At 70.0% G+C, this 23,946-nt stretch carries 20 protein-coding genes; 9 read left to right on the forward strand and 11 right to left on the reverse strand.

Annotated features, from left to right (window positions below; all coding sequences use genetic code 11):
* Positions 1-94: 94 nt before the first annotated feature.
* From ABZV06_RS01560 to rpmH, 9 genes are all read right to left on the reverse strand, one after another.
* A complete protein-coding gene (locus ABZV06_RS01560; protein WP_355242983.1) occupies positions 95-1,120 on the reverse strand; it encodes a hypothetical protein in 1,026 nt (341 codons plus the stop codon).
* A gap of 766 nt (positions 1,121-1,886) precedes the next feature.
* The gene (locus tag ABZV06_RS01565; protein ID WP_355617706.1) at positions 1,887-2,909 is read right to left on the reverse strand and encodes a ParB/RepB/Spo0J family partition protein; all 1,023 of its coding nucleotides are present in this window, start codon (positions 2,907-2,909) and stop codon (positions 1,887-1,889) included.
* Positions 2,910-2,936: 27 nt separating this feature from the next.
* Positions 2,937-4,244, reverse strand: a complete 1,308-nt coding sequence (locus tag ABZV06_RS01570; protein ID WP_355617707.1) for a ParA family protein — start codon at positions 4,242-4,244, stop codon at positions 2,937-2,939.
* A 255-nt stretch (positions 4,245-4,499) separates the two neighbouring features.
* Positions 4,500-5,210 carry a 16S rRNA (guanine(527)-N(7))-methyltransferase RsmG gene (gene rsmG, locus ABZV06_RS01575; RefSeq protein WP_355617989.1) on the reverse strand — a complete coding sequence of 237 codons (711 nt, stop codon included), beginning with the start codon at positions 5,208-5,210 and terminating at the stop codon, positions 4,500-4,502.
* A 122-nt stretch (positions 5,211-5,332) separates the two neighbouring features.
* Positions 5,333-5,938 carry a R3H domain-containing nucleic acid-binding protein gene (locus ABZV06_RS01580; protein WP_355617710.1) on the reverse strand — a complete coding sequence of 202 codons (606 nt, stop codon included), beginning with the start codon at positions 5,936-5,938 and terminating at the stop codon, positions 5,333-5,335.
* Positions 5,939-6,152: 214 nt separating this feature from the next.
* Positions 6,153-7,145 carry a membrane protein insertase YidC gene (gene yidC / locus ABZV06_RS01585; protein WP_355617992.1) on the reverse strand — a complete coding sequence of 331 codons (993 nt, stop codon included), beginning with the start codon at positions 7,143-7,145 and terminating at the stop codon, positions 6,153-6,155.
* Positions 7,146-7,147: 2 nt separating this feature from the next.
* Positions 7,148-7,441, reverse strand: coding sequence for a membrane protein insertion efficiency factor YidD (gene yidD / locus ABZV06_RS01590; protein WP_355242972.1), 294 nt, complete (start codon positions 7,439-7,441; stop codon positions 7,148-7,150).
* The gene (gene rnpA, locus ABZV06_RS01595) at positions 7,438-7,854 is read right to left on the reverse strand and encodes a ribonuclease P protein component (protein ID WP_355242969.1); all 417 of its coding nucleotides are present in this window, start codon (positions 7,852-7,854) and stop codon (positions 7,438-7,440) included. Before rnpA ends, yidD begins: the two co-directional genes overlap by 4 nt.
* Positions 7,855-7,888: 34 nt before the next feature.
* Positions 7,889-8,026: a 50S ribosomal protein L34 gene (rpmH, locus tag ABZV06_RS01600; protein ID WP_355242966.1), complete on the reverse strand. Its 138-nt coding sequence runs from the start codon at positions 8,024-8,026 to the stop codon at positions 7,889-7,891.
* Positions 8,027-8,650: 624 nt separating this feature from the next.
* On the opposite strand from rpmH, the gene dnaA reads away from it, so the two are divergent.
* From dnaA to ABZV06_RS01625, 5 genes are all read left to right on the forward strand, one after another.
* Positions 8,651-10,480 (forward strand): chromosomal replication initiator protein DnaA, encoded by a 1,830-nt coding sequence (gene dnaA, locus ABZV06_RS01605; RefSeq protein WP_355617712.1) that lies wholly within the window; start codon positions 8,651-8,653, stop codon positions 10,478-10,480.
* 818 nt (positions 10,481-11,298) lie between these two features.
* Positions 11,299-12,432: a DNA polymerase III subunit beta gene (gene dnaN / locus ABZV06_RS01610; RefSeq protein WP_355617714.1), complete on the forward strand. Its 1,134-nt coding sequence runs from the start codon at positions 11,299-11,301 to the stop codon at positions 12,430-12,432.
* Between the two features lie 38 nt (positions 12,433-12,470).
* Positions 12,471-13,343, forward strand: coding sequence for a phosphogluconate dehydrogenase (NAD(+)-dependent, decarboxylating) (gnd, locus tag ABZV06_RS01615; RefSeq protein ID WP_355242956.1), 873 nt, complete (start codon positions 12,471-12,473; stop codon positions 13,341-13,343).
* A 16-nt stretch (positions 13,344-13,359) separates the two neighbouring features.
* A complete protein-coding gene (recF, locus tag ABZV06_RS01620; protein ID WP_355242953.1) occupies positions 13,360-14,493 on the forward strand; it encodes a DNA replication/repair protein RecF in 1,134 nt (377 codons plus the stop codon).
* Positions 14,483-15,115 carry a DciA family protein gene (locus ABZV06_RS01625; RefSeq protein WP_355242950.1) on the forward strand — a complete coding sequence of 211 codons (633 nt, stop codon included), beginning with the start codon at positions 14,483-14,485 and terminating at the stop codon, positions 15,113-15,115. Before recF ends, ABZV06_RS01625 begins: the two co-directional genes overlap by 11 nt.
* Before the next feature lie 9 nt (positions 15,116-15,124).
* Here ABZV06_RS01625 and ABZV06_RS01630 read toward each other — a convergent pair whose 3' ends face one another.
* Positions 15,125-15,352 carry a hypothetical protein gene (locus ABZV06_RS01630; protein ID WP_355617716.1) on the reverse strand — a complete coding sequence of 76 codons (228 nt, stop codon included), beginning with the start codon at positions 15,350-15,352 and terminating at the stop codon, positions 15,125-15,127.
* 100 nt (positions 15,353-15,452) lie between these two features.
* Between ABZV06_RS01630 and ABZV06_RS01635 the strand changes: the two genes are divergently transcribed.
* Positions 15,453-15,977, forward strand: coding sequence for a MarR family transcriptional regulator (locus ABZV06_RS01635; RefSeq protein ID WP_355617718.1), 525 nt, complete (start codon positions 15,453-15,455; stop codon positions 15,975-15,977).
* Here the strand turns inward: ABZV06_RS01635 and ABZV06_RS01640 are convergent.
* Positions 15,962-16,516 carry a hypothetical protein gene (locus tag ABZV06_RS01640; RefSeq protein WP_355242942.1) on the reverse strand — a complete coding sequence of 185 codons (555 nt, stop codon included), beginning with the start codon at positions 16,514-16,516 and terminating at the stop codon, positions 15,962-15,964. The two genes, ABZV06_RS01635 and ABZV06_RS01640, sit on opposite strands and share 16 nt — an antisense overlap.
* A gap of 522 nt (positions 16,517-17,038) precedes the next feature.
* On the opposite strand from ABZV06_RS01640, the gene gyrB reads away from it, so the two are divergent.
* The 3 genes from gyrB to ABZV06_RS01655 all read left to right on the forward strand — a co-directional run bounded on the left by gyrB (position 17,039) and on the right by ABZV06_RS01655 (position 23,814).
* Complete coding sequence (gyrB, locus tag ABZV06_RS01645; RefSeq protein ID WP_355242939.1) at positions 17,039-18,985, forward strand: DNA topoisomerase (ATP-hydrolyzing) subunit B; 1,947 nt, start codon at positions 17,039-17,041, stop codon at positions 18,983-18,985.
* A gap of 193 nt (positions 18,986-19,178) precedes the next feature.
* Positions 19,179-22,898 (forward strand): intein-containing DNA gyrase subunit A, encoded by a 3,720-nt coding sequence (gyrA, locus tag ABZV06_RS01650; RefSeq protein WP_355617994.1) that lies wholly within the window; start codon positions 19,179-19,181, stop codon positions 22,896-22,898.
* A gap of 4 nt (positions 22,899-22,902) precedes the next feature.
* Positions 22,903-23,814, forward strand: a complete 912-nt coding sequence (locus ABZV06_RS01655) for a DUF3566 domain-containing protein (RefSeq protein WP_355242933.1) — start codon at positions 22,903-22,905, stop codon at positions 23,812-23,814.
* Positions 23,815-23,946 lie beyond the last annotated feature (132 nt).

The following is a 23,946-nucleotide window of genomic DNA, read 5'->3' on the forward strand; positions in this document are numbered from 1 at the left end:
CGCGCGGGCCTCACCCGGCACCCTCCGCCGTTAGCGGCGTGGGGATGGCGTGACATCCGGACGGCCATCCGCCAACCCCACGCGCAACCGGCAATCAGCGAGGGGCGCTCACGTCGGGCGGGGTGACTTCGCCGTCACTGGCGTCGTCGGTGGGGGCCCTCCGCTGAGCGGGGACGACCGGAGTCGCTGGTCCCGAATCCTCGGCGTCGCGTTCCGGCTCCGAGGACGTCGTGCCGTCGGCGACCGATTCGACCACCGGGGCGTCGAGTACGGGGCTGACGGGCGACTTCGGCTCGGACGCTATCGCGGCTGTCGACCCGTGGGCGTCGCCAGCGAAGGCCGTTACCGGGTCGTCGCTGTCCACAGACTGGTTCTCCGCCGCAGCCTGCGACTCTGAACCGAGGTCGCCATCGACGTTGCCGTCGGCGTCCTCGACCGGCTCGGGGATCTCCTCGGCGGCCTCGATGACCGACACGGCTTCCTCCTGAGCGGCTGCGGCGTGTGCCGCCGCGGCGGACTGAGCCAACAGGCTCGACGGGGCCTGCCACTGGATGCGGGGCGGCTCGGCCAACGGGCGGCCACCGAACTCGGCCAGCCAGGCGGCGACGAGGGCCAGATTCTCCCGCCACTGCTCCTCGGAGATCGGCGGCAGGATGGAGTCCCACAGGGACAGGAAGGTCCCCCGAAGCTGGAGCCGACCGTACGGCCGGGCGAGGAACCACATGTGCAGGTGGGCGGAGCCGTCGCCCCACCGGTTCACATGCACCCGCGCCACGCCGTCCAACGACCGGATGGCTCGCTCCAGACGTACCGTCATCACCCCCAGTTCGGCGGCGAGCAGGTTCGGCAGGTCACCCAGATCGAGGTGGGTCCTCGATTCGAGGATGAGGACCATCGGCAGGCCGGTCGGCCGGTCCATGGCGCGGACCCGCCACCGCTCTCCCACCCAGATGTAGGCGTCGTCGGGTGCGTTGCAGGCGGTGCATTCCCGGAGACCCTCACCCTTGCGGGGCGGTTCGACCGGGACCGGGTCGTCGAGCTGCTTCACCCGCAGGTCGCCCTCGAAGGGAAACGAGGGCCACTGGGTGAAGTCCGGGACTGAGGGAGGGGTGTCGTGCACGACGCTGACCCTAACCGAGTCCGGCACCGCTGTCCCTACCTGTTCGACCCGTTCCGACCGCCCCGATCAGTGCTGGTCGTCGATCACTGCGACCGCCACCGCCGGCCGGCCGAGCGATATCCACAGGCTGCCGAGGACGCGAATACACCCCGTCATCCACAGGCCAGCACCCGCTTTCACGCGGCGTTTCACGTGAAACGAGGGGTGCCTGTGGACAACCGGTGTGGATAACTTTTCGGCCCGTCAGTCGTTGCGCGAACCCTCCGCCGTCTCGGCGATCGGCCGGCCTCCCCACCGGCACAACCGCACCCGGATGTGGCGTCCGGCCGGGGTGTGTTTCACGTGAAACGGGCCGACTCCCAGAACCGTCCTGCCGCAGTGGCTGTGCGGGCCCGATGAGCAGTGGCCTCGCCCGCCGGCTGAGGGCGTCGCTGCCGCCTTCGCGGCGGTCGAGGGTGCCTCGGGTCGATCAAACCGTCTACGGCGACGTCAGAGGCTGTGAAGGTCGAACGACGGCACCTAGGTCGTCGAAGGCGCGGCGTGACGCCCACGTCCCCCTCGAAGCTCGCGAACAACACGGCCTCGGGCCGCCGGTACCGCCATCTGTCCCCGGCAAGCGACTCCCAGCGATGAGCACGAGTCAGATGCGCCCCGGGGACACCTGGCCGGCAGCCGCCTCCGGCGTCCCGTTTCACGTGAAACGGGATGTACACAGAGAGGCCGCGTCCCCCGAGGGGAGACGCGGCCTTTGGCGGAGCCAGGACCGTCAGTCCTGCGCCCCCTCCTCCTGCACACCGATGATGCCGACGATGCGTTCCAGATCATCCACGGTGGCGAACTCGATCGTGATCTTGCCCTTGCTCCGGCCGATGTCGACCTTCACCCGAGTGTCGAAGCGATCCGACAGGCGGTCGGCGAGATCGGTCAGGGCGGGTGCGTGCGGCTTCGGCCGTCGCTTGGCGGCCTGGCTCTTCGCCGAGCCGTCGTTGAGCGCCAGGGCCACGATCTCCTCGGTCGCCCGCACCGACAGCCCTTCGGCGACGATCCGCAGCGCCAGCTGCTCCTGCGCCTCCGACTCGTCGAGGCTCAGCAACGCGCGGGCGTGCCCGGCGGACAGGATGCCCGCGGCGACCCGGCGCTGCACCTGGGCCGGCAGATTGAGCAGCCTGATCGTGTTGGAGATCTGGGGCCGGCTGCGGCCGATGCGGCGGGCCAACTCCTCGTGAGTGGCGCCGAACTCCTCCAGCAACTGCTGGTACGCGGCGGCCTCCTCCAGCGGGTTCAGATTGGCCCGGTGGATGTTCTCGAGCAGCGCATCGCGGAGCATGGCGTCGTCGCGGGTGTCCCGGACGATCGCCGGGATGTTGTCCCGTCCCACCGCCTGGGCGGCACGCCAACGGCGCTCGCCCATCACCAGCTCGTACTTCTCGTCGTCGAGCTGCCGCACGACGATCGGCTGCAGGAAGCCGACCTCCCGGATCGAGGTCTTCAGCTCCTCCAGCGCCTCCTCGTCGAAGACCTGGCGGGGTTGCTTGGGGTTCGGCACGATCGCGTCGACCGGGATCTCCGCGAACCGGGCACCCGGCACGGGACTGAGCACGGGCTCCGGCTGGTGGACGCTGGCGCTCACCGGTGCCGTCAGGACGGCGGCGTCCGGCATGCCCTCGTCGACATCACCGTGCCCGTTCTCCGGCTCGACCGTCGCGGTGCCGGCGGCACCCGGCACCGGCCCGGTCGGGATGAGAGCGCCCAGGCCCCGTCCCAGACCGCCCCGAGGACGGTTCTTCATGCAACGCCTCCCAGCGACTTGTTCCCACTACGCATTCCGGCCCACCGGCTCCTTGACGCCCCGCTCGGCGATCTCCTGGGCGGCCTCGAAGTAACTCGTGGCCCCCCGCGAACCGGGATCGTAGGTCATCACCGACTGGCCGTAGCTGGGTGCCTCGGACACCCGCACGTTGCGGGGGATGACCGCCTGAAGGACCTTGTCGCCGAAGTGGTTCCGAACGTCCTGCTCGACCGCGTCCGCGAGGCGGGTACGGCGGTCGTACATCGTGAGCAGGATGGTGGAGACGTCGAGCTTCGGGTTGAGGTGTTGCCGCACCAGGTTGATGTTGTTGATGAGCTGATTGAGCCCCTCCAGCGCGTAGTACTCGCACTGGATCGGGATCAGCACCTCCTGCGCGGCGACCAGGGCGTTGACCGTGAGCAGGCCGAGCGAGGGCGGGCAGTCGATGAAGACGTAGTCGAACTGGCCCGGGTACGCGGCGATCGCACGGTCGAGGCGCGACTCACGGGCGACCACCGACACCAGCTCGATCTCCGCGCCGGCGAGGTCGATCGTGGCCGGTACGCACCACAGGTTGGGGATGCCCTCGACCGCCTGCGCCACCTCGGACAGCGGGACGCTGTTGATCAGGCAGTCGTAGACGTCGGGGATACCGGTGTGGTGCGGCACGTTGAGGCCGGTCGACGCGTTGCCCTGCGGGTCCAGATCGACCACGAGCACCCGGTTGCCGTGCAGGGCGAGTGCCACCGCGAGGTTGACCGTGGTCGTGGTCTTACCCACGCCGCCCTTCTGGTTGGCGACGCACATGACCCGGGTCCGGTCCGGTCGAGGCATGGTCACCTCGCCACTGGGATTCAGGATCTGCACGGCGCGCATCGCCTCCATAGCCAACGGTGGGTCATCCTCTTCGCGCGTCGGGGTTTCACGTGAAACGTACGTGGGGTCGGTCGCGACCGCCGCCAGCGACTCGGCCGACGCGACCGGTACGTCTGGAACCACCGGCGTGGCGTCGCGTGTCGCCGCGGCGGTGGGCTGGTGCGGTACCGCGGGCTCGAAGCGAACCGCTGCGGCGGTGTTCCGTCGACCGGGCGTCTGCCGTACGTCGGCGGCGTTGACCGGTCGACTCGGCCCGTCGGCCGACCGGCGACCGGCAGTCGGCTCCGGCCCGGCGATCGGAACCGCAGCCTCGTCCCGCGAGACGAGCGGATCGTCGGCCGCCGGCATGGGCGCTCCGGCGGCACCGGGCGACCAGTTCGGGTAGTCGGTTTCACGTGAAACAGGGTCGCCGGTTGACCCGGTCACGCGTGGATCGTCGTACCTGCCGTCGTCATGCACCTGTCATCCCTGCCCGCTTCGGATGGTCGGTCCGCGCCCCGGTCAACTTGGCCACACCGCGCTCGCACCCCGGAGCGTACGGCCCCTCGGGAGCGGTCGGAGTCCGCGACGTCCGTCGGCCGCTCCACATTATCGACGCGCGGTCAGCCTACGGCGGACGGGCGCGGCTGGTCCACGTCGGGTTCTCATTCCCTCGTCCATCCGTACCGATACAACGAGGCAACCCGTCGGCCGGGACGCCCGATGGCGCGGCCGTCAGCGGCGGCGGGCGTGCCCACCGCGGGAGCGCTTGGCCGCCGCCGACCGAGCCGTGCCGACCATCCGCTCCCGGACGATCTCCACCACGGTCGTGGGCGGGTCGATCACACCGACACCGCAGAGGTGCACGGCGGCATCCCCGCCGCCGAGCCGCGCCACGGTGTCGGCGTGCTCCTCGATCTCGGCGGCGGCGGACGATCCCTTGAGAGCCAGCAGGCGCCCACCGCGTACCGCGAGGGGCAGGCACCAGGTCGCCAGCCGGTCCAGCGGTGCGACCGCGCGGGCGGTCACCACGTCACCGCTGATCGGTTCCCAGCCACTCGATCCGCTGGCGGCCTCGTCGGCCCGACCCCGGAACACCCGGACCGATCGGGTCAGGCCGAGCCGCTCCACGACCTCGACGAGGAACGACGTCCGTCGCGCGAGCGGCTCGATCAGCGTGACCGTCAGGTCGGGGCGCGCAATGGCCAGCACGAGACCGGGTAGGCCGGCGCCGGAGCCCACGTCGAGCACGCTCGCGCCGCTCGGAATCCGCTCGACCACCGCAGCGCAGTTCAGGAGGTGACGGTCCCAGATCCGGGGTGCCTCGCGCGGGCCGATCAGACCCCGGAGCACCCCGTCGGTAGCCAGCAGTTCGGCGTACGCGGCGGCCAGGTCGAGCCGATCAGCGAAGAGGGTCAGTGCGGCCGGGGCCAGCTCGGGCGGCAGTGCGACATCGACTGCCCCCTCGTGCCCCGTCGGATCGTCACGCCGGACAGGGGACGGCCCGGACGGCGTACCGCCCGGGCCGGTCACGGCGTCAGCCGTGGTGTCGTCGTGGGTCAACGGAGTCAGTCCGCCGGCCGTACGACGATGCGACGGTTCGGCTCGACGCCCTCCGACTCGCTCGCCACGCCTGCCATGGCGTTGACCACGTCGTGGACGCACTTGCGCTCGAACGCGTTCATCGCGTCCAGGCGCACGGGCTCGCCGTACTCCTTGACCTTCTCGACGGCGTTCTTGGCGACGGCGGCGAGTTCCTTGCGGCGGTTCGTCCGGTAGCCACCGACGTCGAGCAGCAGCCGACTCGGCGTACCGGTCTGCCGGAAGACGGCGAGCCGGGTCAGCTCCTGGAGCGCATCCAGGGTGGCACCGCGCTGACCCACGAGGTTCTGGAGGCCGGCGCCGACCACCTCGACGACGGGACGGCCACCGGCGACGAGCTCGTCGATGTCCCCGTCGTAGTCGAGGATGTCGAGCAGTCCTTCGACGTAGTCGGCCGCGATCTCGCTCTGCCGGAACAGGTCGCTCTCGCCCGCGCTCTTCTTCTCACGACCGCCGGCCGGGGCCTCGGTGTCGTCGTCGTCGGTGTCGGTGTCGTCGTCGTCCACCGCGAGCGTCGCGGTCTCCTCCTCGTCCAGGGACTGCTCGGCGCGGGGGATGCTGGTCTCGGTCACGGTCTCATCTCCGTACTCGCTCGGCTGGACCGTCGGGTCCGCTGGTTTCCCGGAGGCCGGCGGGAGGTCGCCGGTGCCCACGGGCACGTCTGTACGGGCAGTGTCGCCCGTGACCGCGCCGCACGCGGTCGGTTCCGCCCGGCGCCGGCCGTACGGCGGCTGCTCGGTGCGGGGTTGCGCCGTCGCCGGTTGCCCGACGACGGCCACACGGGGGTCAGCCCTGCCGCTTGGCCGGGGGGCTCTTCTTCGGGTTGGCGGGCTTGGCACCCGGCTTCGGGCCGGCCACCTTCGGCGCGGCCGCCTTGACCGGGGCCGCCGGGGCAGCCTTGCCGCGACCGAACAGGCCGCCGGACTTGGCGGGCTGCACCGGGCTGCGAGTGGCAGCGGGGGCGGTGGCCTTCTTGGCGGTCACCGGCGGCGGGAACTTCCGCAGCACCCACTGCTGCTGTCCGAGGGTGAAGAGGTTGTTCGTGACCCAGTAGATGATCACACCGATCGGGAAGATCGCGCCGGAGATCAGCAGCGACGCGGGGATGCCGTAGAGCATCAGTCGCTGGATCATCCGCTGCTGCGGGTCCTCCGCCCAGCCGGTCTTGAGGATCATCTGACGGCTGGTCAGATACGTGGTGGCGATCATCACCAGGACCAGGACACCAGCAATGATCTTCGTGGTGTTGCCGTTGGCGTTGAGCCGCGCCAGCTCGTCGGCGGTGGAGCCGAACTTGCCGGCGAGCGGGGCCGTGAAGAGCTTCGCGTGAGAGGCGCTGTTGAACTGGTCGACGGTCCAGCCGTAGATCGTCTTCTTGTCCTCGGGCTTGAACGGGTCGAGCCGGCGCAGCACGTGGAAGAGGCCCAGGAAGACGGGGATCTGGAGGAACATCGGAAGGCAGCCCATGAGCGGGTTGGCCTTTTCCTTCCGGTAGAGCTCCATCATTTCCTTCTGGAGCGTCTCCCGGTCACCCTTGTGCTTCTCCTGCAGCTCCTTGACCTTGGGCTGGAGCGCCTGCATGGCCCGCTGCGACTTGATCTGCTTGACGAAGACCGGGAACAGGATCACCCGGACGGTGACCACCAGGAAGATGATGGACAGGATCCAGGCGAAGTTCGTGCCGACCACCGCGCCGACCGGCACCCCGATGGCGTCCCACGCCGAGTGCCAGGTCAGCAGGATCCACGAAATCGCGTAGTAGATCCAGTCGAGACTCAGACTCAATTCGGGGCTCCAGTCACATCAGCACGACGGCGGCTGCCCGGCTCCGGCACCGGGTCATGTCCACCAGGGTGAAAGGGGTGGCAGCGCAGCAACCGGCGGACCGCCAGCGCGGCTCCCCGGAGCGCGCCGTGCCGCACGAGGGCTTCCTGGGCGTACGCACTGCACGACGGGTAGAACCGACAGCGGGCCGGCAGTGCCGGACTTATCCACCGACGGTACGCGATGATGGGCGCGATCAGCACCCTGGCACCGGTTGACGTCGGGCGTGTGGCGGTCGGGTCGGTGCTCACCGGGCCCGCCTCTCCCGCGGCGACCGGGCCACCGCGATGGCGGCCTCCAGGTCGGTGGTGAGCCGGGTGTAGGAAGCCTCGGCCGCGGCGGGCAGCGCCCGGACGACGAGGGTGCTGCCGTCGGGCAGCGCGCCCAGCCGCTCCCGGACCAGCGCCCGCAGTCGACGGCGGACCTTGTTGCGAACCACCGCGTTGCCGACGGCCTTGGACACGACGAAGCCGGCGCGGGCCGGGGCGGAGGGTTGCTCCGCCCCGGACTCCCACGCCGGCTTCGGCGAGATCGTCGTGCTGGGGTCGGTGGTCGCCGGCACGGTCAGATGGACCACGACGGCACCTCGGCCGACGCGGCGGCCACCGCGAACCGCTGCGGCGAAGTCAGTGCTGCGCCGCAGTCGCTGTGCGGCGGCCAGCACGACTGCCCACGTCCCCCGGACCGACCCGGTCGGCTCAGGCCGACAGGGTGGCGCGCCCCTTGGCGCGGCGGCTCGAGAGGATGGCACGGCCGGCACGGGTGCGCATGCGCAGCCGGAAGCCGTGGGTCTTCGCGCGCCGGCGGTTGTTCGGCTGGTAGGTGCGCTTGCTCACGTCAGGCTCTCCGTTTTCGTACGCGCCCCGGGCGACGGGATCGCCGGGGTCGTGGGGTGGTCCAGGCCACCTCGACGATGGCCACCGTTCGGTGCTGCCCTGCGGATCGGGACCGGCGGTGCGGGGAAACGACCACGGGCAGCAAGCACCCATCACCCTAGCAGAGGGCGAGAGAGCAGCCGCTCCAGCCTACGCAGGGGTGCAATGACCGTCAAACACCCACAGCGGGGGGAGATCGGGACGCGCCCGAGACCGAAGGGGCGGTTTTCGCTGATGCCGACAAGGTCGCTGCCGCGTCGCCGGTTGATGGGGCAGGGACAACGCTGTTACCGTGCCCGATTGCGGTGAGCGTCGGATGCTCCGGTCGTCGCGCGCAGGCAAGACCGGACACGCTGGTGAATCGTTCGGCACGGTGAACCCGCTTCAGCGGCCGTCCAGGCAGGGGCTGGTCCCGCGCCCGGCGGGCGGCCACAATCGGTCGGTGCACAGGCTGTGGATAACCTGTGGACGAGCGCTGGTCAGTTGTCCGGGTGGGTGATGTTCCACCCGTGTACGCGGCGGGCCCGGAACGGCCGGCTGGCAGACAGCGGCGGCCGGGAGCAGAGGCGAGGGGGTGGCACGACGGTGGCCGGTACGACCGACCTTGCCGCGGTGTGGTTGGCGGCGACCGACGAGCTCGCCGACGAGATCATCTCCGCCCAGCAACGCGCCTACCTCCGGTTGACCCGGCTACGGGCGATCGTCGAGGACACCGCCCTGCTATCGGTACCGGACGCCTTCACCCGAGACGTGATCGAGTCGCGGCTCCGCCCGGCGATCACCGAGGCGCTGACCCGCCGGCTCGGCCGGCCGATCCAGGTCGCCGTGACCGTGCGGGTGGCCGAGGACGCCGCCGGACGCCCGGCCGGCACCGTCTACCGCAGCACGCCCGAGCCCGGGCCGCTGGACGTCGCGGACCCATCGTCGGGTCCGCTCGGGGACGAGTACCCCGGACGGGGCGTGGCCGACGACGCCATCCCCGAGCAACACCTCACGTCGCGCATGCCCGATACCGCCGTACCGCCGGCGCCGGCGGGTCCACCGCCCGCGTCGGCCGTCGACACGCACCGGTCCGGCTTGATTCCGGCCAGCCGGGACGGGCAGGAGGCACTGTTCAGCACTGCCTTCGTCGAGCCGACGCGGGCGCCTCGACCGGCGCACGAGCGGCGCGGGTACGACGAGCAGGCGGCCCGACTCGATGCGCCCGGCCCCGACACCCGGCCCTACGAGCCCCGCTACCGCGAGGACGCCACGTCGCCCCGGGACCAGCACGTGATCCGTTCACTGCCCCGGGACGGGGGGACGGACAGCGGCCCGGGTCGCAGCGGGATGGATCACCGCCCCGGCGGGCGTGACGAGCGCCGACTGCCCGGCGCCGACACCGGCGGCAACCGGTTGAACCCGAAGTACATGTTCGAGACGTTCGTCATCGGCTCGTCCAACCGGTTCGCCCACGCGGCGAGCGTGGCGGTGGCCGAGTCGCCGGCGAAGGCGTACAACCCGCTGTTCATCTACGGGCACTCCGGGTTGGGCAAGACGCACCTGCTGCACGCCATCGGGCACTACGCCACGACGCTCGGCAACGCCCGCTCGGTCCGGTACGTCTCGACCGAGGAGTTCACCAACGACTTCATCAACTCGCTCCGGGACGACAAGACCAGCGCGTTCCAGCGGCGCTACCGCGACGTCGACATCCTGTTGATCGACGACATCCAGTTCCTGGAGAACCGCGAGCGTACGCAGGAGGAGTTCTTCCACACCTTCAACACCCTGCACAACGCCAACAAGCAGATCGTCATCACCTCCGACCGGTCGCCGCGTCAGCTCGCCACCCTCGAGGACCGGATGCGAACCCGGTTCGAGTGGGGACTGCTGGCCGACATCCAGCCACCGGATTTGGAGACCCGGATCGCGATCCTGCAGAAGAAGGCGGCGCAGGAGCGGATGTACGCCCCGCCGGACGTGCTGGAGTTCATCGCCTCCCGGGTGTCGAACTCGATCCGGGAACTGGAGGGCGCGCTGATCCGGGTGACGGCGTTCGCCAGCCTGACCCGGTCGACTGTCGAGCTGTCCCTGGCCGAGGAGGTGCTCCGGGACTTCATGCCCGACGGCGCCGGGCCGGAGATCAACGCCGACCAGATCATGGCCTCGACCGCCGACTACTTCGGGGTGAGCCTGGAGGACCTGCGCGGCCAGTCCCGCTCGCGCGTGCTGGTCAACGCCCGCCAGGTGGCCATGTACCTGTGCCGGGAGCTGACCGAGCTGTCGTTGCCGAGGATCGGGCAGGCCTTCGGCGGCCGGGACCACACCACCGTGATGCACGCGGACCGCAAGATCCGCCAGCAGATGGCCGAACGGCGTTCGCTCTACAACCAGATCGCCGAGCTGACGAACCGGATCAAGCAGAACACCTGAGGGGTACGCCGCGACGCGACCCCGGGACACGCCCGGCCGGATCTCCGGCCGGGCGTCTTTTTCTGCTCTCCGGCGGGCTGACTCCACTCTGCGGGCACCCGAATTCGTCGCCGGGTGAGGGCTTCGGCTTGACCCTCGACATGGTGTAGGCCACAGGATCGGTGCCGTGTCCACCTCGATGCTCACTCGTTGTCCACAACTCGTTATCCACCGTCGGTGGATAACTACGGTCCGTCGGCCGCCGGTTACCCACAGGCTGTGGAGAAACCCTGTGTACGACGCTGTGGACGGCTGGGGACAACGAGAGAGTTATCCACCGATGATCGTCGGCCTGTGTACGAGCTGTTGAAGGTTCTGGGGACAACAGCAATGGTGATCTTCTCGGCCGTCCACAGGCTTGGGGAGAAAGTCGGTGGATTACCGGTGGACAACCGGTGGACAACGGTGGACAACCGGCGCACGTCGGCGGGCTGTGGATACACAAGGCGGTTTCACACCCGGTTCTCCACAGGCAACCCACCGGGGGATAACCGCTCTGAGCTGCGGGGATTCGAGTTCTCCACAGTTTGCACAGGTGCGATGAAGACTATGGGTTATCTCTTCTAAGAGAACAAAAACCAATCATCACCGTTGGGCTTTCTGTGGATCGTGCCGAACGCTGCCGGACAGGCCGGTCAGCATCGACACGATCCATGGGGTCGGGCGCACAGCCGATGTCCCCGCGCCCTAAGGTGCGATGGACACCCGCACGGTTGGGCGGGACGGTAGGCAGCGGTCGGCATGAGAGAGTTGTCGCTGACGTCGACGCGGAGGCATTGATGAAGTTCCGAGTGGAGCGCGACGCGCTCGCCGAGGCCGTGGCGTGGACCGCGAAGAGCCTGCCGAACCGGCCGTCCGTACCGGTGCTCGCCGGGGTGATGCTCCGCGTCACCGACGGCAACCTGCGGGTTTCCGGTTTCGACTACGAGGTCTCCAGCCAGGTGACCGTCGAGGTGCAGGGTGACGCCGACGGCGCCGCGCTGGTCTCCGGCCGCCTGCTCGCCGAGATCACCAAGGCGTTGCCGGCCAAGCCGGTCGACATCGCCGCGGTCGGCGCCCACCTCGAGCTGGTCTGCGGCAGTGCCCGGTTCACCCTGCCCACCATGCCGGTGGAGGACTACCCCGCCCTGCCCGAGATGCCGCAGAGCGCCGGCACCGTCGACGCCGCGGCCTTCGCCACCGCCGTCGCCCAGGTGGCCATCGCCGCCGGCCGGGACGAGACGCTGCCGATGATGACCGGCGTCCGGGTCGAGCTCTCCGGCAACACGCTGTCGATGCTCGCCACCGACCGGTACCGGTTGGCGCTGCGCGAGATCCAGTGGCGGCCCGACGACCCCGACGTGAGCATCAACGCCCTGGTTCCGGCCCGCACCCTGAACGACACCGCCAAGGCCCTCGGCCCGCTGGGCGGCGAGGTCACCCTCGCCCTCGCCCAGGGCGCGGCGGGCGAGGGCATGGTCGGCCTCGCGGGCGGCACCCGTCGTACCACCAGCCGGCTGCTCGACGGCGCCAACTACCCGCCGGTGCGTTCGCTCTTCCCGGCCACCCACAACGCCGAGGCCCGGGTTCCGGTCAGCACGCTGATCGAGGTGGTCAAGCGGGTCGCCCTGGTGGCCGAGCGCACCACCCCGGTGCTGCTCAGCTTCAGCGCTGACGGGCTGGTGGTCGAGGCTGGCGGCTCCGAGGAGGCGCGGGCGAGCGAGGCGATGGAGGCCACCTTCACCGGTGACCCACTCACCATCGGCTTCAACCCGCAGTACCTCATCGACGGCCTGGCAAACCTGGGTTCGCAGACCGCCGTACTCTCGTTCGTCGACGCTTTCAAGCCGGCGGTGATCTCACCCGCCGGCGAGGATGGTGAGGTCATTCCGGGGTATCGGTACCTCATCATGCCGATCCGCGTTTCTCGCTGATCGGCCCAGCAACACCAGATCCACGGAGGTAGGAACAAATGCAGCTCGGCCTGGTAGGACTCGGCCGGATGGGCGGCAACATGCGCGAGCGGTTGCGGGCTGCCGGCCACGAAGTGGTCGGATTCGATCACAACCCGCAGCTGAGCGACGCGGCGGACCTCGCCGAGCTGGCGCAAAAGCTCGAATCACCGCGCGCAGTGTGGATCATGGTGCCGGCCGGCGTCACCGACGCCACGATCGACGAACTCGCCGACGTGCTCGGCGAGGGCGACATCATCATCGACGGCGGGAACTCCCGCTTCAGCGACGACGCTCCCCGCGCCGAGCGGCTCAATGCGCGCGGCATCGGCTACGTGGACGTCGGCGTCTCCGGGGGCGTCTGGGGCCGGCAGAACGGCTACGGGCTGATGGTCGGCGGCGCCCAGGAGCACGTCGACCGGCTCATGCCGCTCTTCCAGGCTCTCAAGCCGGAGGGCGAGTTCGGGTTCGTCCACGCGGGCCCCGTCGGCGCCGGGCACTACTCGAAGATGGTGCACAACGGCATCGAGTACGGCCTCATGCACGCCTACGCCGAGGGCTACGAGCTGATGTCGGCCTCCGAGTTGGTGACCAACGTGCCGGGCGTCATCAAGTCCTGGCGCGAGGGCACAGTCGTCCGCTCCTGGCTGCTCGACCTGCTGGACCGGGCTCTCGACGAGGACCCGGAGCTGGCCGACCTGAGCGGCTACACCGAGGACACCGGCGAGGGGCGCTGGACGGTCGACGAAGCGGTCCGGCTCGCCGTACCGCTGAACGTCATCACCGCCTCGCTGTTCGCCCGGTTCGCCTCCCGACAGGACGACTCACCCGCCATGAAGGCCGTCTCCGCGCTGCGTCAGCAGTTCGGCGGCCACGCTGTCCACAAGCGCTGAGCGGCATCCACACCCTGTGTACGTTCACCGGCTGGAACTGGTCGACTTCCGCTCGTACGAGCGGGTCGCCGTCGACCTCCAGCCGGGGGCGAACGTTCTGATCGGCGCCAACGGCGTCGGCAAGACCAACCTCGTCGAGGCGCTGGGTTACGTGGCGACCCTGGACTCGCACCGGGTCGCCACGGACGCGCCGCTGGTTCGGATGGGCGCCTCGTCGGCGGTGATCCGTTGCGCGGTCGTGCACGACGGGCGGGAACTCCTCGTCGAGTTGGAGATCGTGCCGGGTCGGGCCAACCGCGCCCGCCTGGGCCGGTCACCCGCCCGGCGGGCCCGCGACGTGCTCGGCGCGCTGCGGTTGGTGCTGTTCGCTCCGGAGGACCTGGAACTGGTACGCGGTGACCCGGCCGAACGTCGCCGCTACCTCGACGACCTCCTGGTCAACCGCCAACCCCGCTACGCGGGCGTACGCGCCGACTACGAACGGGTGGTCAAGCAGCGCAACGCCCTGCTGCGCACCGCGTACCTCGCCCGCAAGACCGGCGGCTCCCGTGGTGGTGATCTCGGCACCCTCGCCGTCTGGGACACCCACCTGGCCCAGCACGGCGCGGAACTGCTCGCCGGACGGCTGGAGCTGGTCGCCGCGCTCACCCCGCACGTCGCGAAGGCGTACGACGCGGTGGCCGCGGGCCGGGGCGCGGCCGGCATCGCCTACCGGCCGTCGGTCGAACTGGCCGAGCCGACCACCGACCGGGCCACGCTTGTCGAGGCACTGACGACCGCGCTCGCCGCTTCCCGTTCCGCCGAGATCGAGCGGGGCACGACCCTCGTCGGCCCGCACCGCGACGAGCTGGCCCTGTCGCTCGGGCCGCTGCCCGCCAAGGGGTACGCGAGCCACGGCGAATCCTGGTCCTTCGCGCTCGCGCTGCGCCTCGCCGGGTACGACCTGCTGCGCGCTGACGGCATCGAGCCCGTTCTGGTGCTCGACGACGTCTTCGCCGAGCTGGACACCGGGCGTCGGGAACGGCTGGCGGAACTCGTCGGCGGAGCGAGTCAACTGCTCGTCACGTGTGCCGTGGACGACGACGTCCCGGCCGCCCTGCGGGGCACCCGCTACCAGGTCGGCGAGGGGACGGTACGCCGTGTCGGATGAGCCAGGCGGGCGGCGCTCAGGTGCCAACACGACCGGTAGCGGCCGGCAGGCCGGTGACGCCGCGGGCGCGCGTACTCCACAGGCCGGGGCGACCGGCGACCAGCCGGAGGCTCCCAGCGGCCCGGAGCTGGCCCGGGCCGTGCTCGATGCCGCGCTGTCCCGCCGGCAGGCGGCGGCGCGCACCCGGCGTGCCCCCGGCGCGGGCACGGACGGCGCCGGCGGCTCCGGACGGCGGCTGCGTGGCTACTCCGGCCCCGGCCCCGACCCGCGCGACCCGCAGCCCCTGGGCGCGGTACTGAACCGGCTGGTGAAGGCGCGGGGCTGGCAGCAGCCCGCGGCGGAGGCGACCGTGTTCGGCGCGTGGGAGCGGGTGGTCGGCGCGGAGGTCGCCCAGCACAGCCGGCCGGTCAAGCTGGAGGATGGCGAGCTGACCGTGGAGGCGCGCTCGACGGCCTGGGCGACCCAGCTACGGCTGCTCGCCGGCTCGCTGCTCAAGCAGATCGCCCAGGAGGTCGGCCACAACGTGGTGCGCAAGCTGCACATCCACGGCCCGGCCGCGCCGTCGTGGCAGAAGGGCCCACGCCGGGTACGCGGCCGCGGGCCGCGCGACACGTACGGCTGAGCCGGCCCCTCAGCGCCGCCGGTCGGCCTCCCGGGCCGCCCGCCTGCGCTCGCGCTGCTCCTGCGAGTAGCGCTTGCGCTCGGCCAGGTCGCGTTTCCAGGCCTCACGGGCGGCGGTCGAACCGCCCTGCACCGCGCCCTGGACGCCGTCGGCCGGCCCGGCGAGATGCCGGAAGGCCCAGCGCAGGAGTCGGCCGCCCTCGCCCGGTGCTCTCGTGGTCGCGCCGTCCTCGCTCATCTGCCGTCCCTCCGCGTGCCGTGACGCCTACCGTTGCCGCACCAACTATTGGTGTACCAACGATCGGTACGATAGTTGCCGTGCACGAGGAGAGCAACCGATGAGCGGCCAACCGGAGGGCGCCGACCCGCTGGCGCTGGAGCAGCAGGTCTGCTTCGCCCTGTCGGTCGCGGCGCGCAGCGTGGTGGCCGTCTACCGACCGCTGCTGGAACCGATGGGGCTGACCCACCCGCAGTACCTGGTGATGTTGGCGCTCTGGCAGCACGCCCCGCTGTCCGGCCGCGACCTTAGCCGCCTGTTGCAGCTCGACCCGGGCACCCTGTCACCCCTGCTGAAGCGACTCGAAGCGGCCGGCTACCTGCGCCGGGAACGCGACGCGGCCGACGAGCGCAGCCTCGCCGTCACACTCACCGCCAGCGGCGCCGCTCTGCGCGCCCGGGCCGAGCAGATCCCGGCCGCGATCGTGCAACGCCTCGGACTGCCCGTCGAGGACCTGCAACACCTGCACGCCGTGCTCACACAGGTGATCGCGGCCGCCAACCGCCCCGCCCCGAGCGGCCCGCAGGCTCAGGCGGACGACCCGGGGGCTCAGGCGGACGGCCCGAGGGCTCAGGCGTCGGCGTAGACGGCGAACCCGCGCTCGGCACAGCGTCGATAGAACGCCGCCAGCACGCCCAGCTCGGCACAGGTGAAATTCCACTGCGGCGGATCACCACTCTCGTCGCGCAAGGCGTCGAGGCGGGTGTCCAGCCAGCGCAACTGCTGCTCCGCCAGCCGGCCGTCGCCCAGCAGCGTCCGCAGCACCGTGCTCACCGAGTCGAACGTGACCGTCTCGCCGTACTCCCGGTGGCCGGCCACGAACCGCTCGACGCCGCCGGCGATCCAGGCGCAGCCGTCCGGGTCGATCACCGGGTCCTCGTCCTCGGCCGCGGCGTCTGTGGCATACAACACACCTTCGAGGCCGAGCAGGAGATCCACCAGCTCGGTGTACGCGGTCGCGCGGACGGTGCCGGTCTTCGCGATCAGCTCGGCCAGCGCCGCCGTCGGCGCCGAGATCCGCGGCAGATCGACGATCTCGCCGAAGTCGACGAACTCGGCCGGCGCCACCGGATCGTAGAAGCGGCCGGTCCGCGGCCAGTGCACCGCGACGTTGTCCAGCCCCATCTGTCACCTCTTAGAGAGCACGTGTCGGGTCGATCGGGTCGATCGTCCCGGTTCCGACCGGTAAAGATCAAGGCCGCTTCCGGGGCGCCGCAAACGTACGGCACGGACGATCCGACCGCGACCCCCGACCCGCCCGAGCGCGGGTCAACCCGTCCGGGGGCGGCGCGTCCGAACAGGGCCTGGCGTGTGGGGGGAGTCGCGGGTAACGGGGTTCTGCCGGCTACGGACATCTCAGCCGCCTCGTTGAGGGTGCCGAGTGGTGGTTCTGTCCCCCGCGCACAGTAGGATTGACAGCGAGACGAAGACCCGGTGCGGGGCGAGGGACGGGGCCGGTGGCCCCAGGTCATTCTCCACTCCGGGTCGAGCCGATCGCGATCCGCGGGCGACCGCGGCGACCGGCGCGTTCGACCCGCTGTCCGGAGGTCTCCGGCGCCGGTCCGCGCGCCGACGTCGCGTCCTGTCCCGCCGAACCCGCGCCCGACGCGCCCCACCGGCGCCGACGACGCGAGAAAGTGGCCGAGGGTGGCAGCGCAGGACAAGCAGGAGTACGGCGCAGAGTCGATCACCGTTCTCGAGGGGCTGGAGGCGGTTCGCAAGCGGCCCGGTATGTACATCGGGTCCACCGGCGAGCGCGGTCTGCACCACCTCGTCTGGGAGGTCGTCGACAACGCGGTCGACGAGGCGATGGCCGGCTACTGCGACACCATCGACGTGGTGCTGCTCGCCGACGGTGGGGTCCAGGTCACCGACAACGGCCGTGGTTTCCCGGTCGACCTCCACCCGAAGCTCAAGAAGCCGGGCGTCGAGGTCGCACTGACCGTGCTGCACGCGGGTGGCAAGTTCGACGGCAAGGCGTACGCGGTCTCCGGTGGCCTGCACGGCGTCGGCGTCTCCGTGGTGAACGCGCTGTCGACCAAGATGGCAGTGGTGATCCACAAGTCCGGCTTCGTCTGGCGGCAGCAGTACACCCACTCCAAGCCATCCACGCTGGAGAAGGGCGAGACCACCGACCGCACCGGCTCTGCGGTCTCCTTCTGGCCCGACCCGGACGTCTTCGAGACGATCGACTTCGACTTCCAGACCATCTACCGACGCCTGCAGGAGATGGCCTTCCTCAACCGGGGCATCACCATCCACCTGCTCGACGAGCGGGTCCCGGAGGACGAGGACGGCAAGACCCGCGAGGTCACCTTCCGCTACGACGGCGGTATCGCCGACTTCGTCCGACACCTCAACGCCTCCAAGAACCCGATGCACAAGACGGTGGTCGAGTTCGAGGCCGAGGAAGAGGGCATGTCCCTCGAGATCGCCATGCAGTGGAACGAGTCGTACGGCGAGTCGGTCTACACCTTCGCCAACAACATCAACACGCACGAGGGCGGCACCCACGAGGAGGGCTTCCGGTCCGCGCTGACCAGCGTGGTCAACCGGTACGGCACCGACAAGAAGCTGCTCAAGGGCGACGAGAAGCTCTCCGGCGAGGACATCCGAGAGGGCTTGGCCGCGATCATCTCGGTCAAGCTGACCAACCCGCAGTTCGAGGGCCAGACCAAGACCAAGCTGGGCAACACCCCGGTGAAGAGCTTCGTGCAGCGGGTCTGCAACGACCGGCTCGTCGACTGGTTCGACCGCAACCCGGCCGAGGCCAAGACGATCATCCAGAAGGCGTCCCAGGCGGCCCGCGCCCGCATCGCCGCGCAGCAGGCACGCAAGCTGGCCCGACGCAAGTCGCTGCTGGAGTCCGGCTCGATGCCCGGCAAGCTGGCCGACTGCCAGTCCACCGACCCGCGCGAGTCCGAGGTCTTCATCGTCGAGGGTGACTCGGCCGGTGGCTCGGCCAAGCAGGGTCGCGACCCGCGCACGCAGGCGATCCTGCCGATCCGCGGCAAGATCCTCAACGTGGAGAAGGCCCGGATCGACCGGGTCCTCAAGAACAACGAGGTCCAGGCGCTGATCACCGCGCTGGGCACCGGCATCCACGACGACTTCGACATGGAGAAGCTGCGGTACCACAAGGTGGTGCTGATGGCCGACGCCGACGTCGACGGCCAGCACATCCAGACCCTGCTGCTCACCCTGCTGTTCCGCTTCATGCGTCCGCTGGTCGAGTTGGGGCACGTCTACCTGGCCGCCCCGCCGCTCTACAAGATCAAGTGGAACAAGAAGGGCGACGACGCGCAGTACGCCTACTCCGACCGTGAGCGGGACGGGCTGATCGCGCTGCGCCAGCAGAAGAAGCCGAACGCCAAGCCGGACGACATCCAGCGGTTCAAGGGCCTCGGCGAGATGAACTATCCCGAGCTGTGGGAGACCACGATGAACCCGGCGACCCGCACCCTGCGTCAGGTCACGCTCGACGACGCTGCAACCGCAGACGAGTTGTTCAGCGTCCTGATGGGTGAGGACGTCGAAGCCCGCCGGTCGTTCATCCAGCGCAACGCCAAGGATGTGCGGTTCCTGGACATCTGACGGACGTCGGCGGGCCAGCCGGGCAGGACCCGGTCGGCCCGCCGGTCCACAGAGTTATCCACAGCTTGGCCGCTATCCACAGACGTTATCCACAGCACGAAAACGACTCTGAGTCTGATAAGGGTATACAGTGACCGATTCTCCCGAGTCCACACCGAACGAGCCCGAGGTCCCCGCCGAGGCCACCGCCGCGGTGGTCGCGCACGATCGGATCGAGCCGGTCGGGCTCGAGGTGGAGATGCAGCGCTCCTACCTCGACTACGCGATGAGCGTCATCGTCGGGCGCGCGCTGCCGGACGTCCGGGACGGCCTCAAGCCGGTCCACCGCAAGATCCTCTACGCCATGTTCGACTCCGGCTACCGGCCGGACCGCGGCTACGTGAAGTGCTCCCGCGTCGTCGGCGACGTGATGGGCCAGTTCCACCCGCACGGCGACTCGGCGATCTACGACGCGCTGGTCCGGATGGCGCAGCCCTGGTCGCTGCGCTACCCGCTGGTCGACGGCAACGGCAACTTCGGCTCGCCGGGTAACGATCCGGCTGCGGCGATGCGATACTGCGTATCCGGAAATGTCAGGATTCGTACCGCCGAGGGCAGCGTGCGGATCGCAGACGTGGTCGCGGACGCCGCGCCGTCCAGCGAGACCGACATCGACCTCAAGGTCCGCGACCGCAACGGCGACCTGGTCCGCGCCTCGAAGTTCTTCCACTCCGGCGAGCACCCGACGCTGCGGCTGCGCACCCGCGAGGGGTACGAGCTGACCGGCACCCACAACCACCCGGTGCTCTGCCTGGTGGACGTGGCCGGCGTGCCGACCCTGCTGTGGAAGCTGCTCGCCGAGATCTCCCCCGGCGACCGGGTGGTCCTCCAGCGTTCGGTGCCGGACGAGATCGGCTACTCGATGCTGGAGCACGTCGAGGCCGCCGTCCTCGCCGGCGCTTTCGTCAGCGAGGGCTGGGTCTCCCCGAACCGGGCCGGGTTCAACAACGTCGACCGGGAGTTCTTCGTCCGCGTCCTCGCGGCCTACGACCTCGCCGTTGGCGGCCCTCGCTACGTCAGCGAGCGGGTCATCGCCTCCGGAAGCACCCTCCACGAACTCGACGTGCAGGACCTCGCCGCGTTGCGGACGAGCCTCCTCGGCGACATGGTGGGCGCGCGCAGCGCCGCGAAGTTCGTTCCCGAGTTCGTCTGGCAGGGCCCCGCCGCGATCAAGCGGGCGTTCCTCCAGGCGCTGTTCGAGGGCGACGGTTCGTCGTCGCTGCTGCCGCGCAACACCATGCAGATCTCGTACTCGACCCGCAGCGAGCGCCTGGCGGCCGAGGTCCAGCAGTTGCTGCTGGAGTTCGGCGTGATCAGCCGGCAGACCCGCTACGACGACGGCGAGATCAAGGTCGTGGTGACCAACCGCCGCGACGCACGGATCTTCGCCGCGCACGTCGGCTTCCTCGGCCGCAAGCAGGCCAAGCTGGAGGCCGAGCTGGCCCAGGTGCCGGCGAGCAGCACGGCGCTCTCCAGCGACCACGTGCCGCTGGTCGCCGACTTCATCCGCTCGCACGGCGCGACGCGCTGGACCGAGCAGGACTGGCTGCGTCGGCACAACGTGGACCGGGTCGAGCGGTGGGAGCGGGACCGCGACGAGATCGCGGCCCGGATCACCAACTCCGAGGTGCTCGACGTGGTCGAGCCGTTGGTCGACGGACGGTTCTACTACGCCGAGGTGGCGCAGATCACGGACGCCGGCGTGCAGCCGGTCTACAGCGTCCGGGTCGACACCGACGACCACTCGTTCGTCTCCGACGGGTTCGTCAGCCACAACACCGAGTGCAAGCTCGACCCGCTGGCCATGGAGATGCTGCGGGACATCGACGAGGACACCGTCGACCTGCAGGACAACTACGACGGCCGGGCCAAGGAGCCCACGATCCTGCCGTCGCGGATTCCCAACCTGCTGGTGAACGGCTCCGAGGGCATCGCGGTCGGCATGGCCACCAAGATCCCGCCGCACAACCTGCGGGAGATCGGCGCGGCGGTGCAGTGGTGCCTGGAGCACCCGGAGGAGGACGAGGAGACCACCCTCGAAGCCCTGATCGGCATCGTCAAGGGCCCGGACTTCCCCACCTACGGCCTGATCGTCGGCACCACCGCGATCCAGGACGCGTACCGCACCGGTCGCGGCTCGATCCGGATGCGGGCCGTGGTGGAGGTCGAGGAGGACAAGCGGGGCCGTCCCTGCCTGGTCGTCAGCGAGCTGCCCTACCAGGTCAACCCGGACAACCTCGCCGAGCGGATCGCCGAGCTGATCAAGGAGGGCAAGCTCGCCGGTATCGCCGACATCCGCGACGAGTCCTCCGGGCGTACCGGTATGCGGATCGTGTTGGTGCTCAAGCGCGACGCGGTCGCCAAGGTCGTGCTGAACAACCTCTACAAGCACACCCAGCTCCAGGAGACCTTCGGCGCCAACATGCTGGCCCTGGTCGACGGGGTGCCGCGCACGCTCAACCTGGCCCAGTTCATCCGCTACTACGTCGAGCACCAGATCGACGTGATCCGTCGGCGGACCGCGTACCGGCTGCGCAAGGCCGAGGAGCGGGCACACATCCTGCGCGGCCTGGGCAAGGCGCTGGACGCGCTGGACGAGGTGATCGCCCTGATCCGGCGCTCTCCGACGGTGGACGACGCCCGGCAGGGCCTGATCCGGTTGCTGGAGATCGACGAGATCCAGGCGACCGCGATCCTGGACATGCAGCTGCGCCGGCTCGCGGCCCTGGAGCGGCAGCGGATCATCGACGACCTGGCGAAGCTCGAGATCGAGATTGCCGACCTCAAGGACATCCTCGCCAAGCCCGAGCGGCAGCGGAAGATCGTCTCAGAGGAGCTGGGCGAGATCGTCGCCAAGTGGGGCGACGACCGCCGGACGCAGATCATCCCGTTCGACGGCGAGGTCTCGATGGAGGACCTCATCGCCCGCGAGGACGTGGTCGTCACGATCACCCGCACCGGGTACGCCAAGCGGACCAAGGTCGACCTGTACCGGTCGCAGCGGCGCGGCGGTAAGGGCGTCAGCGGCGCCACGCTGCGGCAGGACGACATTGTCAGCCACTTCTTCGTATGCTCGACCCACGACTGGATCTTGTTCTTCACGAACAAGGGCCGGGTGTACCGGGCCAAGGCGTACGAGTTGCCGGAAGCCAGTAGGGTAGCCAAGGGCCAACACGTGGCCAATCTGCTCGCCTTCCAACCGGACGAGCAGATCGCGCAGATCATCGAAATCCCGGACTACCAGGTAGCCCCCTATCTGGTACTGGCCACGAAGAACGGCCTGGTGAAGAAGACGCGGCTCGAGGAGTTCGACTCCAACCGTTCCGGCGGCATCATCGCGATCAACCTGCGCGATGAGGACGAGCTGGTCGGTGCTGCTCTGGTGGCACCGGAGAACGACCTGCTGCTGGTCTCGAAGAAGGCGCAGGCGATCCGGTTCAACGCCTCGGACGAGGCGCTGCGCCCGATGGGCCGTGCCACCTCGGGCGTGATCGGCATGCGCTTCACGGACGACGATGTCCTGCTCGCCATGGAGGTCGTTCGGGAGGGTCTGGACGTCCTGGTGGCCACGAACGGCGGATACGCGAAACGTACCCCGATCGAGGAATACCCGGTGCAGGGCCGGGGAGGTAAGGGCGTGCTGACTGCGAAGATCACCGAACGGCGCGGTGGTCTGGTCGGTGCGGTGGTGATCGACCCGGACGACGAGTTGTTCGCGATCACCAGCAACGGTGGTGTCATCCGGACTCCGGTGAAGCCTGTACGCCGTACGCGTGACCGGAACACAATGGGGGTCAAGCTGATGGACCTCCCGGACGGCGTAACTATCGTGGCGATTGCTCGCAATGCCGACGAGCCTGACGAACAGGACTAGTTGAATGACGGAGACACAGGCGAAGTCGGGGAACACGGGGACCTCGGCCAACCCGGTCGACGAGGAGGCCGCCAAGGGCGGCACACCAGCGACCGGCCGCGCAGCCGTGGGCCGGGCCACGGTTCCCGCCGACGCGCCTGCCCCGAAATTCACCCGGGCTCCCGGCATGACACCCCCGCCGGAGCAGCCCGGCGAGGACTCGGGATCGGGTGAGGCCAAGACCGAGAAGTCCGCCGGCGAGGCACCGACGTCGACCGGGGCGGTCCCCACGGCGGCCGCCCCGAACCCGGCGCGTCCGACGACAACGCAGCCGATCAGTACCCGACCCGGTCAGGCGACATCGACCGGGGCCACGGGCACGCAGCCCCGGATCACGCCCGGCATGACCCCGCCCCCGCCGGATCCCGGGCGTACGGGTGCCGGTGGTCGCCCCGCGAGCGGCGGGGGTCTGCCGCCGGGGATCGGCAACTCGTCCGCCGTCGGGGCCGCGCGCGTCGGCGAGGCGGTACGCGCCGCGCGTACCTCGGTCAGCTCGGCGGCGTCCCGTGGGCCGCGCCGGGCCCGGCTGAACCTCAAGCGGATCGACCCCTGGTCCGTGATGAAGTTCGCGTTCGCGGTCTCGGTGGTGCTGTTCATCGTCGTGGTGGTCGCCACGTCGGTGCTCTACCTGGCGCTGGACGCGATGGGCGTGTTCCAGAGCGTGAACGACAGCCTCAGCGACCTGGTCAACGCGGGCGGTGGGCAGAGCACCAGCGGGTTCCAGATCACCGCCAAGGGCGTGATTCTCAGCTCGGCGCTGATCGGCCTGGTCAACGTGGTGTTGTTCACCGCGCTGGCCACGCTGGGAGCGTTCGTCTACAACGTCTGCGCCGACCTGGTCGGCGGGATCGAGTTGACGCTCGCCGAGCGGGACTGAGTGTGACCGGGGCGCCGGAGCACCGCGTAATGCGGTCGCTCCGGCGCCCCGTACTCGGGTAGTTTTTGCAGGCGGCGACGGCCTGGCTCGCGCGATCGGACCCCGATTTGGGGCCGGCGCAGCGGATGGGTT

Source organism: Micromonospora sp. NPDC005172, from assembly GCF_040608555.1.
In the GTDB taxonomy this organism is placed as follows: domain Bacteria; phylum Actinomycetota; class Actinomycetes; order Mycobacteriales; family Micromonosporaceae; genus Micromonospora.

Excerpts from the sequence above, each read along its gene's own strand:
- ABZV06_RS01640 (WP_355242942.1), bottom strand. The coding sequence starts at position 16,516 with ATGGGGCTGGACAACGTCGCGGTGCACTGGCCGCGGACCGGCCGCTTC.
- ABZV06_RS01565 (WP_355617706.1), bottom strand. The coding sequence starts at position 2,909 with ATGAAGAACCGTCCTCGGGGCGGTCTGGGACGGGGCCTGGGCGCTCTC.
- ABZV06_RS01655 (WP_355242933.1), top strand. The coding sequence starts at position 22,903 with ATGACGGAGACACAGGCGAAGTCGGGGAACACGGGGACCTCGGCCAAC.
- dnaN (WP_355617714.1), top strand. The coding sequence starts at position 11,299 with ATGAAGTTCCGAGTGGAGCGCGACGCGCTCGCCGAGGCCGTGGCGTGG.
- ABZV06_RS01635 (WP_355617718.1), top strand. The coding sequence starts at position 15,453 with ATGAGCGGCCAACCGGAGGGCGCCGACCCGCTGGCGCTGGAGCAGCAG.
- ABZV06_RS01630 (WP_355617716.1), bottom strand. The coding sequence starts at position 15,352 with ATGAGCGAGGACGGCGCGACCACGAGAGCACCGGGCGAGGGCGGCCGA.
- gnd (WP_355242956.1), top strand. The coding sequence starts at position 12,471 with ATGCAGCTCGGCCTGGTAGGACTCGGCCGGATGGGCGGCAACATGCGC.